This window comes from Bradyrhizobium sp. CCBAU 25338 (genome assembly GCF_028128965.1).
Lineage (GTDB): Bacteria > Pseudomonadota > Alphaproteobacteria > Rhizobiales > Xanthobacteraceae > Bradyrhizobium > Bradyrhizobium liaoningense.
Genome location: NZ_LFKY01000043.1, coordinates 426699 through 440839, shown reverse-complemented (window position 1 = coordinate 440839; position 14141 = coordinate 426699). Strand labels below are relative to the sequence as shown.

At 64.9% G+C, this 14141-nt stretch carries 14 protein-coding genes; 6 read left to right on the top strand and 8 right to left on the bottom strand.

The window, feature by feature from the left end:
• Positions 1-59: 59 nt before the first annotated feature.
• Together ACM42_RS35790 and ACM42_RS35785 are read right to left on the bottom strand one after the other, a co-directional pair.
• Positions 60-458, bottom strand: a complete 399-nt coding sequence (locus ACM42_RS35790) for a hypothetical protein (RefSeq protein WP_271533085.1) — start codon at positions 456-458, stop codon at positions 60-62.
• Between the two features lie 37 nt (positions 459-495).
• A complete protein-coding gene (locus tag ACM42_RS35785) occupies positions 496-726 on the bottom strand; it encodes a hypothetical protein (RefSeq protein ID WP_271533084.1) in 231 nt (76 codons plus the stop codon).
• Between the two features lie 101 nt (positions 727-827).
• Here ACM42_RS35785 and ACM42_RS35780 point away from each other — a divergent pair, with 101 nt between their 5' ends.
• Both ACM42_RS35780 and ACM42_RS35775 read left to right on the top strand, forming a co-directional pair.
• Positions 828-1649 (top strand): helix-turn-helix domain-containing protein, encoded by an 822-nt coding sequence (locus ACM42_RS35780; RefSeq protein WP_271533082.1) that lies wholly within the window; start codon positions 828-830, stop codon positions 1647-1649.
• Between the two features lie 280 nt (positions 1650-1929).
• A complete protein-coding gene (locus tag ACM42_RS35775; RefSeq protein ID WP_271533080.1) occupies positions 1930-2595 on the top strand; it encodes a DsbA family oxidoreductase in 666 nt (221 codons plus the stop codon).
• Between the two features lie 5 nt (positions 2596-2600).
• Here ACM42_RS35775 and ACM42_RS35770 read toward each other — a convergent pair whose 3' ends face one another.
• Together ACM42_RS35770 and ACM42_RS35765 are read right to left on the bottom strand one after the other, a co-directional pair.
• Positions 2601-3770, bottom strand: a complete 1170-nt coding sequence (locus tag ACM42_RS35770; RefSeq protein WP_271533078.1) for a GNAT family N-acetyltransferase — start codon at positions 3768-3770, stop codon at positions 2601-2603.
• Positions 3771-3882: 112 nt separating this feature from the next.
• On the bottom strand, positions 3883-4815 hold the full coding sequence (locus ACM42_RS35765; protein WP_271533076.1) for a transglutaminase family protein: 933 nt from the start codon (positions 4813-4815) through the stop codon (positions 3883-3885).
• Positions 4816-4996: 181 nt separating this feature from the next.
• On the opposite strand from ACM42_RS35765, the gene ACM42_RS35760 reads away from it, so the two are divergent.
• The gene (locus ACM42_RS35760; RefSeq protein WP_271533717.1) at positions 4997-5860 is read left to right on the top strand and encodes a transglutaminase-like domain-containing protein; all 864 of its coding nucleotides are present in this window, start codon (positions 4997-4999) and stop codon (positions 5858-5860) included.
• A gap of 87 nt (positions 5861-5947) precedes the next feature.
• Here the strand turns inward: ACM42_RS35760 and ccoG are convergent, their stop codons facing one another.
• The 4 genes from ccoG to ACM42_RS35740 are packed head-to-tail and all read right to left on the bottom strand — an operon-like array spanning position 5948 to position 9379.
• Entirely contained in the window at positions 5948-7387 is a 1440-nt protein-coding gene (gene ccoG / locus ACM42_RS35755; protein ID WP_271533074.1) for a cytochrome c oxidase accessory protein CcoG, read from the bottom strand.
• 36 nt (positions 7388-7423) lie between these two features.
• Positions 7424-7627 (bottom strand): YgaP family membrane protein, encoded by a 204-nt coding sequence (locus ACM42_RS35750; protein WP_011088520.1) that lies wholly within the window; start codon positions 7625-7627, stop codon positions 7424-7426.
• Between the two features lie 25 nt (positions 7628-7652).
• A complete protein-coding gene (trxC, locus tag ACM42_RS35745; RefSeq protein WP_271533064.1) occupies positions 7653-8096 on the bottom strand; it encodes a thioredoxin TrxC in 444 nt (147 codons plus the stop codon).
• Positions 8093-9379 carry an NAD(P)/FAD-dependent oxidoreductase gene (locus tag ACM42_RS35740; protein WP_271533062.1) on the bottom strand — a complete coding sequence of 429 codons (1287 nt, stop codon included), beginning with the start codon at positions 9377-9379 and terminating at the stop codon, positions 8093-8095. The genes trxC and ACM42_RS35740 overlap by 4 nt, the downstream gene beginning before the upstream one ends.
• A 116-nt stretch (positions 9380-9495) precedes the next feature.
• On the opposite strand from ACM42_RS35740, the gene ACM42_RS35735 reads away from it, so the two are divergent.
• The 3 genes from ACM42_RS35735 (at position 9496) to ACM42_RS35725 (ending at position 14140) form a co-directional block, all read left to right on the top strand.
• On the top strand, positions 9496-9795 hold the full coding sequence (locus ACM42_RS35735) for an ArsR/SmtB family transcription factor (RefSeq protein WP_442868970.1): 300 nt from the start codon (positions 9496-9498) through the stop codon (positions 9793-9795).
• A gap of 131 nt (positions 9796-9926) precedes the next feature.
• Entirely contained in the window at positions 9927-10919 is a 993-nt protein-coding gene (locus ACM42_RS35730) for an efflux RND transporter periplasmic adaptor subunit (RefSeq protein ID WP_271533714.1), read from the top strand.
• Positions 10916-14140, top strand: coding sequence for an efflux RND transporter permease subunit (locus ACM42_RS35725; RefSeq protein WP_271533058.1), 3225 nt, complete (start codon positions 10916-10918; stop codon positions 14138-14140). The genes ACM42_RS35730 and ACM42_RS35725 overlap by 4 nt, the downstream gene beginning before the upstream one ends.
• Position 14141 lies beyond the last annotated feature (1 nt).

The following is a 14141-nucleotide window of genomic DNA, read 5'->3' as shown; positions in this document are numbered from 1 at the left end:
TGTCTCTGGAAATTGTCGTCGCCCGGCCGAGCCGGGCGACGATGGCACGTGGTGAGGCCTCACGCTGCCACCACGCTCCCGCTCTTCCGCAATCCCACATATTGCAGCTCGGCGAACACGCCGGTCGCGATCGCCTGCGCCACGACCATGAGCTCGCCGGCGAGGTTCGGCGACACCGCGCCCGAAAGCAGCAATGCGATGCTGCCGACCGTCCAGGCCGCATTGCCGATCACGACCAATAGAACGAGCGGTTTCGCCACGGTGGCCCGCGAGGCGAGCCAACCCACCAGGGCGGTGTAGGCGATCAGGAACAGGCCGGCTTCGAGCAGCAGCATGTCCGGCAGACTGAACAGCCTCGCGAACGCGCCTGCACCGAAGGTGAAGCCGAGCGCGGCGATGCCGCTGAAGACGGCGTCGGCGAGAAGTGCGCGGCGCAGGAAGGTGGATGCTTCGATCATCTTGGGTCTCCTTGGTTGGGGTGGGGTCGGGGTGAAGTCAGCGCAATCCGCGCCACCAGGCGCGAGCGAGGCGGGCGAGGCGGAACGGGCAGAGGCTCCTGCCGACGCCGTGCTCGAAGGCGATGACCCGGGCGACGACATAGTCGCCGGTCGAATGCACCAGCGGCTCCGGCACGTTGAGGCTGCGCGCCAGCATGCGGGTCGCGAAGGCCGTAGCCCAGGGCAAGACGTGGTCTGCGATGGTCCGATAGAGCAGCAGCGCGATCATGGTCATCTCCTGTTGCGACCAAAGATGCGCGCGTCTGCGCCCCAATTCGATTACCTTGCGGGTAATGGAAGGGCGGAAACCCGCGTGGTAGGTTTCGGGTCATGAACGCACATGCTTCCACGGCACGTACCGAACGCAGCCAGCCGGTCCATATCGGCGACCATTTGCGCGAATGGCGGCAGCGCCGCCGCATGAGCCAGCTCGATCTCGCGGGCGAAGCCGAGATCTCGGCGCGGCATCTGAGCTTCGTCGAGACCGGCCGCGCCGCGCCCTCGCGCGACATGGTGCTGAGGCTCGCCGAGCGCCTCGACGTGCCCTTGCGCGAACGCAACGTGCTGCTGGTCGCCGCCGGTTTCGCGCCGGCGTTCCCGCAGCGCACGCTGGAGGATCCCGCCTTGAAATCAGCCCGCCGGGCGATCGACCTGGTGCTTAAAGCACATGAGCCCAACCCCGCGCTTGCGGTGGACAGGCACTGGAACCTGGTCTCCGCCAATCGCATGGTGGCACCGCTGCTCGCAGGCGTCCCGCCGCATCTGCTCGGCCAGCCCCTCAATGTGCTGCGGCTCGCCTTCCATCCCGAGGCGCTGGCGCCTCGCACGGTCAATCTCGCGGAATGGTGCGGCCATCTGCTGGAGCGGCTGCACCGCCAATGCGAGGCCACGGCCGATCCCGAGTTGATCAGGCTCTACAATGATCTGAAGAGCTACCCCATTCCGGCGCGTTCGGCGCCGCTGTCGAGCGACAATGTCGCCATCCCCTTCAAGCTACGGCACGAGGGCGAGATACTTAGTTTCTTCTCCACCACCATGGTGTTCGGTACGCCCGTGGACATCACCTTGTCGGAGCTGGCATTGGAAACGTTCTTTCCGGCCGACGAGCGCACGGCCGAACGACTGAAGCAGATCGCGGCAGCCATGACGTAGCGCCCTTGCCTCTCAGGGCGATCGCATGGAGTTCTTGGCGGGGCCTGAGCGCGCGCCTCGTCCTTCGAGACGACCGCTTCGCGGTCTCCTCAGGATGAGGCTAAGTATGATCTGAAACTGCTGCCGCGCACTCGGTCCTCATCCTGAGGGCCCGCCAAAGGCGGGCGTCTCGAAGGATGGCCGCAGGGAAAAGCTCTCATATGCGATAGCCCTGCTTGCCTCGGGGCGGGTTCTGCTTATCTTTGGGCGAACCCGTGACCTGCCCGAAGGAGGCGCTGACATGAGCACGCTGAAACCGCTCCAGATCGACGTCGTCTCCGACGTGGTGTGCCCCTGGTGCTATATCGGCAAGCGCCGGATCGAGAGCGCGCTGGCGCTGGTGCCCGACGTTCCCGTCAAGCTCAATTTCCGTCCCTTCTTCCTCAATCCCTGGGTGCCGCGCGAGGGCATCAGCCGCGAGGCCTATCTCACCCAGAAGTTCGGCTCGGTCGAGGCCTATAAGGGAATTGCGGGGCGCGTCGTCGCCGCGGCGGGCGAGGAGGGCCTCGTCTACAAGCCCGAACTGGTGGCGCGCCAGCCCAACACGACCGACTGCCATCGCCTCATCCTGTGGGCGGAAGCGATCGGCAAGGCGCCCGAGATGAAGCAGCGCCTGATGGAGCTGTACTTCCGCGACGGCGGCGATCTCACCGACGTGAACGTGCTGGTGCAGGCGGCGGCCGATGTCGGCCTCGATGCCGACGACGTGCGCAAGCGCCTCGCCACCGACGAGGACGTCGCACGCGTTTCGGCGGATGCGCAGGAAGCCGCCGAGAAGGGCATCTCCGGCGTGCCGACCTACGTCTTCGCGCAGAAATACGCCGTCTCCGGCGCGCAGGATCCGAACCTGCTCGCGCGCGCCATCCGCCAGGTCTCGGCGGAGATCAACGCGCAGGCGGCGGAGTAGCTGTTCTATCTACGAAGCAGGCGAACTGCGCGGCGCGCTGTTGCGTACGCGATGCCGTGCGCCGCGACCGCCGCGTGAACCAGCGTCACGACCGGATCGTAACGGCGCAGCGGGATCAGCACATCGCCGATCGCGAAGCGTCCGCGCCAGATCGGATTGATCATGGGGTGATCGGCGCTCGCCGTCGAGTCCGCGCTGGCGATGGCGGGATCGGCGCAGAGGTGGCGGGTGAGCTCGAGGGTGAGCTGCACGCCCGGCGAATATCTTGCGAAGTGTTCGTCGATGCCGAGCTTGAAGAAGAAGGCGCGGTCGTGGTGGCGCAGCACGATGCCGGCGGCGACCGGCGCCGTGCCGGCGCGAAGCGTGACGATCTCGCATTGCGCGGTCTCTGCAAGCGCGGGGACGGCGCGGCGGATGAAGGTCGCATCGCCCGCATGCTGGACCAGCGCGGTGCCGCGCTTGCCCTTCCAGCCGCCGGCTTCGAGCTGCAGGAATGTCTCGAGCGCCGGCCCGATCTCGTCGGGCTTGCGCGCGACCTCGAACACGACGGCGCCGTGCTCTTCGAGGCGATGGCGCTGGCGCCGCAGCTCCTTGAGCTTCTTGGCGCCGAGCGCCTCGCGCAGCAGCGTTTCGCCATCCTGTGTCGCATCAAGGCTGGCGCGGATGTAGGAGGAGAGGATTCGCGGCTTCAGGCCGGCGCGGCTCAGGACCTGCTTGAGCACGTCCATCGCGGCGCCGTCGAGCGCGACGTCGGTCAGCACGAGCGCATGCGCGCCGGCCTCGCGCGCCTGCTGCAACAGTCGCGTGGCGGCCTCGATCGGCGCATCGCCGTCGATCAGCGGGCTGCACAGCGTGCCGTAGGGATGCGCGCTCGCCAGCGCGGGCAGGGGGATCTTCCAGGCGCGCCAGAGCGAGATGACCGGCATCAGTCCGATCAGCCGCGTCGAAGATTCATCGAATGCCGGCAGTGCCGAGGCATTGCTGCGGCCACGCGCGGTCGCACTGACAGCCAGCTCCCAGGCGGGCAGGTAATATCCGTTCGGCTCGACCGTGCGCTGCGCGAGTGCGCGCCACTGGCCGGGGTCGATCGCCGTGAGCGGGACGAGCGCGCGCGCGGCTCCGGCATCCCTTGCCGATGCCGGATTGATCGCTGCCTGATGCGCGATGTCGACCACGTCCGTCGTCCCCGTTTACGCGGGCAAAGCCCGTCTCAGGAGGATCATCCTTAGCGCAAAGATTGGAAAATAGCGTTGGGACACAGAACCAATTCGAGCGGTCCCGTTAACGTCACGTTGAGGATACCGCAGCCCGATCGGGCGCCGCCGTGCCCGTCTCCTCGGGCTCCGGCATGGTCTCCGTCTTCACGTTGACCGCGACCTCCATTCCGAGCTCGTCGTCCGCCTCCCCCCAGTAGGACCCCGAGAGCGGAATCGCCTGCGCCGGCGTGCGGGCAACTCCGACCCTGATCAGATCGCGGTTTCCGACAATCCCGTTGGTTGGATCGAACTCGACCCAGCCCGAGCCCGGCACGTAGATCGAGCACCATGCGTGGGTCGAGCCTCCGCCCAGTCGTGCCGGGCCGTCGCGGTCCGGCACGTAGACGTAACCGGTGATGAAGCGGGCCGCAAAACCGAGCGATCGGGCGGCCTCCATCATCAGCAGGGCAAAATCGCGACAAGTTCCCTGCTGCAGGTCGAGCGTTTCGGCGGGCGTTTGCGTGCCATGCGAGATTCTCCTCCGATAGGAGAAACCTTCGGCGATAGCTTCGTTGAGCGTCATCAGCAGTTGCCCCGTCGGCCGGCTCGCCGAGGGTGCAATGAATTTCGACAACCAGTCGTCGACGGCGACGTCGCCGGGATAATGCCGGAGCATGTACGGTGCAAGATCCGGCAACTCGGTCTCGTCGTAGGCGAACGGATGCTCGCGGGCGTATGGCTCGATCCGGAAATCCGGCGCGTTCTCGGGTGTATGCTCCAGCCGGATCGTGGTCTCGAATTCCAGCACGTCGGTCCGGGCCGCAAAATCGACGAGGGTTACGCAATTGCCGAACACATCGTGGATCCAGCGGATTTCCGACGGCTCGGGGCGCACTGCGAGTTGGCATGCGAGCAAGCGCTGATCGAAGCTGTCGCGGGGACGAAACAGCAACTGGTGCTGCCCAAGCCTGACGGGCTGCCGGTAGTGGTAGGTCGTGCTGTGGTGGACGGAATAGAGGGGCATCTGTTGTACTCAGGCTCGCACCATATGAACCTGCTTCCGCATCGGTTCCAAGAGCCCAATTGTGTGTGCACACCGCACAAATGCCTTGCATTTCAGCAGGTTCGCGGTAGCGCACGCGGAACCAATGATCGCCAGCGGAGCTTGTCGATCGACATCAATGGCGATGCGAGAGGACACGATCTTGAGGATCCGGGCAGGCTACGACATTGCGTTCAACTGTTTTCAGGATGTGCCGATGGTCCTGATGCTGACCGTTCATCCGTCAAGGCAAGGCGACCTTCTGACCGACCATGCCATCCGGGTGTCGCCGAACGTTGCGCTCAGGGACTACGAGGATTGGTTCGGCAACATCTGCACGCGGCTCGTCGCCCCTGTCGGTCAGATCAACATTCGAAACGAGTTCATCATCGAGGATGGCGGGTTGCCCGACGAGGTTGTGCCTCATGCCGAACAGATTCCGTTGGACCGGCTTCCCGACGAAGCGCTGGTGTATCTTCTCGGCAGTCGCTATTGCGACACCCAGCGGCTGACGGATCTGGCGTGGTCGACGTTCGGTCACATCAGCGGCGGCTGGCGCCGCGTCCAGGCGATCTGCGACTACGTTCACGGCCATATCAAGTTTGGCTATCAATTCGCACGAAGCGACCGGACGGCTTCCGAAGGCCACCAGGAGCGTATCGGAGTTTGCAGGGACTTCGCGCACCTGGCCGTCACCTTGTGTCGCTGCATGAACATCCCGGCCCGTTACTGTACCGGTTACCTCGGCGATATCGGCGTGCCGCCGGACCCGGCGCCGATGGATTTCAGCGCCTGGTTCGAAGCCTACATCGGCGGGCGTTGGTACACGTTCGATGCACGGCACAATCATCCCCGCATCGGCCGCGTCGTGATCGCGCGCGGCAGGGATGCAGCCGACGTCGCCATTTCGACTGCCTTTGGCCAAGCGGAACTCGTGCACTTCAAGGTGATCACGAATGAAGTGCGGGACTGTGATGCCATTCCGACCCGACCTGCGATGGCGCTGGATCAGCGGCTGTTCGCTTGAGTTGGCGGAGCGCCTGGCGTCTCCGGTTCCGGTCGTAGCGGCTTGACCCTCCATTCCTCCCCTGTGCCGGCGATGTCCAACCGGTGGCTATTTGTCACCCGGGACGAAATGGTCACGGGCAGCAGCGCGCTCGCCGCTGACCGTGTCGGTGATGGCGATATCGATGTCGCGCGAGGCCTTCGGCAGATCGGCCGGGCCGACCTGCACCGACAGCCGGACTTCGCCGGTCTGATCCTGACCGACCTCGACCACGGACTTGCCGTCGGAACTCGGCGCGATGCCCGCAACGCGAAGGGTCGCGCCGGGCAGGCCCGAGACTTCGATCGCGAACGATCGTTGCGGGCCCTTGTTGAGGATGCGGACGGTGTAGTCGTTGCGGACACCTCCATCCGAGAGCTGGACGAACAGCGGATTGCGCTCGTGCAGCACGTTGACGTCCATCGTCGCGCGCGTGGCGAGCGTGTACAGCATGATGCTGCCGACGATGGCGATGGCTGCGGCGTAGACCAGGGTGCGCGGACGGACGACGCGGTAGATCGGCGGCTTGCCTTCGCGCCGGCGCTGCATGTTGATGTCGGTGTCGTAGCCGATCAGGCCCGCGGGCCGGCCGATCTCGCGCATGACGTTGTCGCAGGCGTCGATGCAAAGGCCGCATTGAATGCAGCCAAGCTGGATGCCATGGCGGATGTCGACGCCGGTCGGACAGACGTTGATACACTGATGGCAGTCGACGCAGTCGCCGGCCAGATCACCATGGGCGCGCGCGGCATCCGCCTTCTTCACCGACATGCGCGGCTCGCCGCGGTCGCGGCGATAGGTGACGTTGAGCGCCCATTCGTCGGTCAGCGCCGCCTGGATCCGCGGCCACGGGCACATATAGATGCACATCTGTTCGCGGGCGTGGCCGGCGAAGACGTAGGTGGTGGCGGTGAGAATGCCGATCCAGAGATACGCGATGAAGGGCGCCTGGAAGGTCGCGAGCTCCTTCACCAGCGTCGGTGCGTCTGCGAAATACAGCACCCAGGCGCCGCCGGTCCACCATGCGATCATGATCCAGAGGAAGTGCTTGAGTGCGACCTTCCGGATGTGATCGAACGTCCAGTAACGCTTGTCGCCCTGCATGCGCTCGCGCCGGTCGCCTTCGACCCAGCGCTCGACCGCATAGAACAGGTCGGTCCATACGGTTTGCGGACACAGGTAGCCGCACCACAGCCGGCCGGCGACTGCGTTCATCAGGAACAGCGTCATGGCCGCGATGATCAGCAGGCCGGTGAAATAGTAGACCTCCTGCGGCCACAGCTCGATGAAGAAGAAGTAGAAGCGCCGATGCGGGAAGTCGATCAGCACGGCCTGGTCGGGCAGGCCACGTCCGCGATTCCAGCGTACGAACGGCAACAGATAATAGGTCCCGAGCGTGACGCAGAGGATCGCCCATTTGATGCGGCGGAAAGGGCCGTGGACCGACTGTGGATAGACCTTCCTCCGCTTCTCGTAGAGGGGTCCCTCGATGAAGGTGTCGTCGGTCATGGCAAGTTCCCCCGCATCACAGGCTGGATTGTGCGTTCAGGAGAACGCGCAACCGCTGCTCAGGCCCAGCTTCTTGAACACGATCGCTGCCGGGCAGAAGCCGGTGAACGAGGCCTGCAACATGTTCAGCCCGGCAAATGCCGTCAGCAGGTACCAATACGCATTCACATAGGTGCCCAGTGCGAGACCGAGCAGGACGACGAATCCCGCAAAGGCGAGAACGGCTTTATCGACATTCATGGCAGGCTCCTTTTTATCTGGCTACTTAAGAACGGGTCAGGTTGGATTCAGTCCAGGCGACGATGCTGCGTGCATCCATCGCGCCGGAATGGCGGGCGATCTCGCGGCCGCCGCGCATCAACAGCAGGGTCGGGATGCCGCTGATGTCGAGGCGCGACGAGAGTGCAGGTGCGTTGTCCGAGTTGAGCTTCAACAGCCGGACGTTCGGCTCCAGTTGCTGGGCGGCGCGCTCGAACATCGGTGCCATGGCGCGGCACGGGCCGCACCACGGTGCCCAGACGTCGACCAGCACGGGAATGTCGCTGTTGGCGACATGGCGGCCGAAGGCGTCCTCGTCCACCTCGATCGGATGACCAGTGAACATCGGCTGGTGACAGGCGCCGCAACGCGCACCTTGCGCCGCGCGTTCGGCAGGCAGGCGATTGATGCGTCCGCAACTGCCGCAGACGATCTGGCGTGTCGTGTTCATGTGCCGGTTCGGACCTCCTTGATCTTGGCGATGTTCAGCCGGTCGAGCAGGAAACGCTCATAGAACGGCTCGCTCTCGCCGCGCCGCATCTTGCGCAGGAAATATTTCTCGAAGGCCACCTTGGCGAGGTGCACCCATTCTCCCTTGGAGGACCAATTGACGTTTCGCGGCGGGATCTGCGGCTGCGCAAGGAAGGCGACGCCGGAGTCGCCGAAGTCGGCGAGACAGATCGCGTTCCAGGTCGGTTGCGCCGTGGGCGCCTTGCCGCGAAGCAGGGCGCCGATGTTCATCGCCGTCGCCGTCACCATGGATTCAATCATGAAGCCCGTTTTGGGGACGCCGACCGGAACCGGCGTCGCGCCGACCGGCGCGATCGCGACGCAGACACCGACCGCGAAAACGTTGGGAAAGGCGGGATTCTGCTGGTGCTTGTCGACGACGACGAAGCCACGTGGGTTGGTCAGTTTCTCGATGCCGCGCACCGCCTCGACGCCGCGGAAGGCGGGCAACATCATCGAATAGGCGAATGGCAACTCGTGGGCCTTGCGAGACGTGCCGTCGTCGGCGAACTCCTCCACCGACATCAGGCCGGGGGCGACGTTGTCGACGCGTGCGTTGGTGATCCACTTGATGTGCTTCTCGCGCATCTCGCTTTCCAGAAGACCCTTGGTGTCCCCGACGCCGTCGAGACCGAGATGGCCGATATACGGCTCCGAGGTGACGAACGTCATGGGGACCCGGTCGCGCAGCTTCCGCCGGCGCAGCTCCGTCTCCAGGATGAAGAGGAATTCGTAGGCCGGCCCGAAACAGGACGCGCCCTGCACGGCGCCGATCACGACCGGGCCGGGGTTCGCCGCGAGCTTCTCGAAGGCTTCACGGGCATGCGTGGCATGATCGACGTGGCAGATCGACTGGGTATGGCCTTTTGGACCGAGACCCGGAATCTCGTCGAACGCCAGTTCGGGGCCGGTCGCGACGACCAGGTAGTCGTAGTCGATCGAGGTGCCGTCGCCGAGCTCGACACGGTTCTCGGTCGGGTGGACGCGCCTTGCGCCCTGCGTCAGCAGTCGCACGCCCTTGCGCTTCATGACGTCCGCGAGATCGATCTCGATCTCTTCGCGCTTGCGCCAGCCGACTGCGACCCAAGGATTGGATGGGACGAAATGATAGACGGCACCTTGCGAGACGACGCTGAGGCGATCCTCCTTTCTCAACTGCGGCAGCAATTCATAGGCCATCAGCGTTCCGCTCAGACCAGCACCGATTACGACAACTTCCGCCATGGGTTACCTCCGTTGGGTCAAGCCGCTCCGCCGGTTCAGTTCCGGCTGTCGTGCAGCGCTTGACTATATATTCGTAATTTCGTATATACGCAAGTATGAAGATGAACGTTGAAGTTATGGAGCGGGCGGCGGATCAGGCGAGCGAGCTGCTGAAGGCGCTGGCCAACCGGCATCGTCTGCTGATCATCTGCCAGCTGATCGATGGCGAGCGGTCGGTCGGCGAACTCGCCGAATTCCTGAACCTCCGGGACTCCACGGTGTCCCAACATCTTGCGCTCCTTCGCAAGGACGGACTGGTGTCTGCCCGGCGCGAGGCGCAGACGATCTTCTATTCGATCGCGAGCGAGCCGGCGCGCGAGGTGCTGAAGACGCTTTATCAGGCGTTCTGCGCGCCGAGGTCCTCAAGGACAAAATGAAACTTAGGATAGCTCGGGTGAGGGCGCCTTGAGCAGGATCAACACGCCCCATTCCGATGCAGATGAAATGAGCTGCGCAGCGGCGTGGTGATGCTTTGATCATGACACGGAAAAGTTCCATGCGATGTATGATGAGATATCTAGGCCTGCTGGCCGCCTTCGCGGCGATCGGCTCGTCTGGAACACCGGCCACGGCAGCCGAAACACTCGTGGTAACCCCGCAATCGATCGCCGATCAAAAGGCCGTCTTCGCCACGGTCGAAAGCACCAGCGTGGTGCCGGCGCGCGGACGCATCGGCGGCACGGTGGTTCAGCTCAAGGTCAGGGAGGGGGATCGCGTCGCCGCCGGCCAGGCAATCGCGGCCATCGGCGACGAAAAGCTCGTGTTGCAGATGAAATCGCTCGACGCGCAGATCGAGGCGCTGCAGGCGCAGGCGAACCAGGCGCAGCTCGACTTCACCCGGACCGAAGGGCTCGTCGAACGCGGTATCCTGCCCCGGATCAAGCTCGACGAGCAGCGCACCGCGCTGAACGTCGCCGAGAACGGCCTGCGTGCCAAGACTGCCGAACGTGCGGTGATCAACGAGCAGCTCAACCAGGGGCAGGTGCTGGCGCCGGCGGATGGTCGCGTGCTGAAGCGGTTGATAACGATAGGATCCGTCGTGCTCGCCGGCGATCCGATCGTCACCGTCGCCCAACAGAACTTCAAGCTGCGGCTTCGCGTGCCGGAGCGGCATGCGCGCTTCCTCAAGGCGGGCGACAAGATTCGCATCGACGGCGCGGAGTTCGTCGGAGAAGCCGCCAAGGCGGGCGTCATTGACCTCGTTTATCCTCAAATCGAGGAGGGGCGCGTCATCGCGGATGCGACCGTCGAGGGCCTCGGCGAATATTTCGTCGGCGACCGCTTGCGGGTCTGGATCTCCGGCGGCGCGCGACCGGCCTTTGTCATCCCCTCGAGCTATGTGACGACCAGGTTCGGCATCGACTACGTTCGGCTTCAGAAGGACAGCGGAACGATAGACGTGCCAGTGCAGCGTGGCCGCGAACTGCCGACGCCGGCGCTTCCCGACGGGCTCGAGATCCTGTCCGGCATTTCGGCCGGCGACCAATTGGTGCGGCCGTGAATCTCGGGCTCTCAGGACGGTTGACCAAGTCGACCATCGCATCGCCGCTGACGCCGCTGTTCCTGCTCGCGTCGCTCGTCGTTGGGCTGATCGCCGTCGTGGTGATCCCGCGCGAGGAGGAGCCGCAGATCAGCGTTCCCATGGTGGATATCCGCGTCAATGCCGACGGCCTGCGCGGACCGGACGCGGTGGAGCTGGTGAGCAAGCCGCTGGAGTCGATCGTCAAGGGCATCGACGGCGTCGAGCACGTCTATAGCCAGACCGAGGACGACCGCGTGATGGTCACTGCGCGCTTCCTGGTCGGCACCAAGTTCGAGGATGCCATCCTGCGGGTGCACGAGAAGATCCGCGCCAATCTCGACCGCATTCCCGTGGGTATTCCCGAGCCGCTGATCGTCGGCCGGGGCATCAATGACGTCGCGGTCACGGTGTTGACGCTGGCGCCGAAGCCGGAAGCTGCCAGCCGCTATACCGACAAGGACCTCTACGAGCTCGCTGACAAGCTGCGCGCTGAGCTGATGAAGGTCGACGATATCGGCCTGACCTACATATCCGGCGGCGCGGCGCAACAGATCCGGGTCGAGCCTGATCCGGAGAAGCTGTCGCTGTTCGGCATCACGCTGCAGCAGCTCGTGGCGAAGGTGAAGGACGCCAATCGCTCGTTCCTGGCGGGACAGGTCCGCGATGCCGGCATCGTGCGGAGCGTCGCTGCGGGGCAGACGCTGTCCGGCATTCCCGATATCGGACTATTGCTCATCACGAGCCGCGACGGCCGGCCGGTCTACGTCAAGGACGTCGCCTCCGTCGTCGTCGGCCCGAGCACCATCGAGCATCGCGTCTGGACGGAATCGCGCGACGCAGCTGGACAGTGGACGCGGACGCCCGCCGTCAGCGTGGCGCTGGCCAAGCGGGCCGGCGCCAATGCGGTCGTCGTGTCCGAGAACATCGCCGAGCGCCTCGAAGGATTGAAGTCGCGCCTGATTCCCGAAGATGTCCAGGTGACGGTGACCCGCGACTACGGCGAGACCGCCAACGAGAAGGCCAACGAGTTGCTGTTCCATCTCGGGCTCGCAACGATCTCGATCGTCGTGCTGATTGCGATCGCGATCGGATGGCGCGAGGCGCTGGTGACCTTCGTCGTGATTCCCACGACGATCCTGCTCACGATGTTCGCCGCCAATTTGATGGGCTACACCATCAACCGCGTCAGCCTGTTCGCGCTGATCTTCTCGATCGGCATTCTCGTCGACGACGCCATCGTCGTGGTCGAGAACATCGCGCGGCACTGGGCCATGCGCGACGGCCGGCCGCGCCTGCAGGCGACCATCGAGGCGGTGGCGGAGGTCGGCAACCCCACCATCGTGGCGACGTTGACTGTGGTCGCGGCGCTGTTGCCGATGCTGTTCGTGTCGGGCCTGATGGGCCCCTATATGGCGCCGATCCCGGCCAATGCGTCGGCTGCCATGCTGTTCTCGTTCTTCGTGGCAATGGTGGTGGCGCCCTGGCTGATGCTCAAGCTCGCGCCGAAGGGCGACATTGCGTCGACGCATGCGGGCCACGATGAAGGCCGGCTCGGCCGGCTCTACCGGCGCTTCGCCACGCCGATCGTGCGGAGCAAGCGGTCTGCCTGGATATTCCTGCTCGGCGTCGGCATCGCGACGCTGCTGTCGATGACGCTGTTTGCGACCAAGTCGGTGACCGTCAAGCTTCTGCCGTTTGACAACAAGTCCGAGATCGCCGTTCTCGTCGACCTGCCGGAAGGGGCGAGCCTGGAGGCGACCGAGCGCACGCTGTTCGGCGCGGCCGAGATTGCGCGGCAATTGCCGGAGGTCACCTCGCTGCAATCCTATGCCGGCACGCCGGCTCCGTTCAACTTCAACGGCCTGGTTCGGCACTATTACTTGCGGGAGAGGCCCGAGTTCGGCGAAGTGCAGATCAACCTGACTGCGCGCGGCGAGCGCAAGCGCGCGAGCCATGAGATCGCGCTCGAGCTGCGCGAGAAGCTGAAAGCGCTCGGTCCGCCCACGGGCACCAGCATCAAGGTGGTCGAAGTGCCGCCCGGCCCGCCGGTGCTGTCGACGCTGCTCGCCGAGGTCTACGGTCCCGATGCGACCACGCGCCGGGCGGTCACGGCCGAGCTCAAGAAGATCTTCGCGGAAGTACCGTTCATCGTCGACATCGACGATTCCGTCGGCGAGAAGCGGCCGAGGCTGCGGCTCTCGATCGATCAGGACCGGCTCGAATTCTTCGGCGTCGAGCAGCGCGACGTCTATGACACCATCCAGACGCTGTTCGGCGGCACCTCGATCGGCTATTCGCATCGCGGCGAGGACCGCAACCCGATCGAGATCGCGGTGCATCTCGGAAAGCGCGACCTGGTCTGGGACGAGGCTCTGGCCTCCACGCCGGTGCCGGCCAATACCGTGCCCGGCAGCAAGACGGTGGTCGAGCTCGGACAGGTCGTGAAGGCGACCATGGAGGAGGGCTCGCCGACGATCTTCCGCCGCGATGGCCGCTTCGCCGACATGGTGATGGCCGAGCTTGCCGGGCGCTTCGAGGCGCCGCTCTACGGCATGCTCGCGGTCGCCGATCGCGTGGATGCCCATGACTGGGGCAAGCTGCCGAAGCCTGCGATCAGCCTGCACGGCCAGCCGTCGGACGAGTCGCGTCCGACGCTGTTGTGGGACGGCGAATGGGAAATCACCTGGGTGACCTTCCGCGACATGGGGGCGGCCTTCGGCGCAGCCATCCTCGGCATCTACGTGCTGGTCGTCGCCCAGTTCAGGAGCTTCCGTCTGCCGCTCGTGATCCTGACGCCGATCCCGCTGACGCTGATCGGCATCCTGATCGGCCACTGGCTGCTGGGTGCGCCGTTCACCGCGACCTCGATGATCGGTTTCATCGCGCTGGCCGGCATCATCGTGCGCAACTCGATCCTGCTGGTCGACTTCATCCGGCACAGCGGCGCCGAGGGCAAGTCGCTGCGCGATGTAGTGCTGGAAGCCGGCGCCGTCCGCTTCAAGCCGATCCTGCTCACCGCGCTCGCGGCCATGATCGGGGCTGCAACCATCCTGCTCGATCCGATTTTCCAGGGATTGGCGATCTCGCTCCTGTTCGGGCTTGCCTCGTCAACGCTGCTCACCGTGCTGGTGATTCCCGCGATCTACATCGCCTTGCGCGCGCCGCGCGAGGCGGCTCCGACCACAGCCAGATCCAGCTAGC

Coding starts and splice junctions, on each gene's coding strand:
- ACM42_RS35740 (WP_271533062.1), bottom strand. CDS start 9,379: ATGGCGGAAGTTGTCGTAATCGGTGCTGGTCTGAGCGGAACGCTGATG.
- ACM42_RS35785 (WP_271533084.1), bottom strand. CDS start 726: ATGATCGCGCTGCTGCTCTATCGGACCATCGCAGACCACGTCTTGCCC.
- ACM42_RS35790 (WP_271533085.1), bottom strand. CDS start 458: ATGATCGAAGCATCCACCTTCCTGCGCCGCGCACTTCTCGCCGACGCC.
- ACM42_RS35775 (WP_271533080.1), top strand. CDS start 1,930: ATGAGCACGCTGAAACCGCTCCAGATCGACGTCGTCTCCGACGTGGTG.
- ccoG (WP_271533074.1), bottom strand. CDS start 7,387: ATGACCGACGACACCTTCATCGAGGGACCCCTCTACGAGAAGCGGAGG.
- ACM42_RS35750 (WP_011088520.1), bottom strand. CDS start 7,627: ATGAATGTCGATAAAGCCGTTCTCGCCTTTGCGGGATTCGTCGTCCTG.
- ACM42_RS35780 (WP_271533082.1), top strand. CDS start 828: ATGAACGCACATGCTTCCACGGCACGTACCGAACGCAGCCAGCCGGTC.
- trxC (WP_271533064.1), bottom strand. CDS start 8,096: ATGAACACGACACGCCAGATCGTCTGCGGCAGTTGCGGACGCATCAAT.
- ACM42_RS35735 (WP_442868970.1), top strand. CDS start 9,496: ATGGAGCGGGCGGCGGATCAGGCGAGCGAGCTGCTGAAGGCGCTGGCC.
- ACM42_RS35730 (WP_271533714.1), top strand. CDS start 9,927: ATGAGATATCTAGGCCTGCTGGCCGCCTTCGCGGCGATCGGCTCGTCT.
- ACM42_RS35765 (WP_271533076.1), bottom strand. CDS start 4,815: ATGCCCCTCTATTCCGTCCACCACAGCACGACCTACCACTACCGGCAG.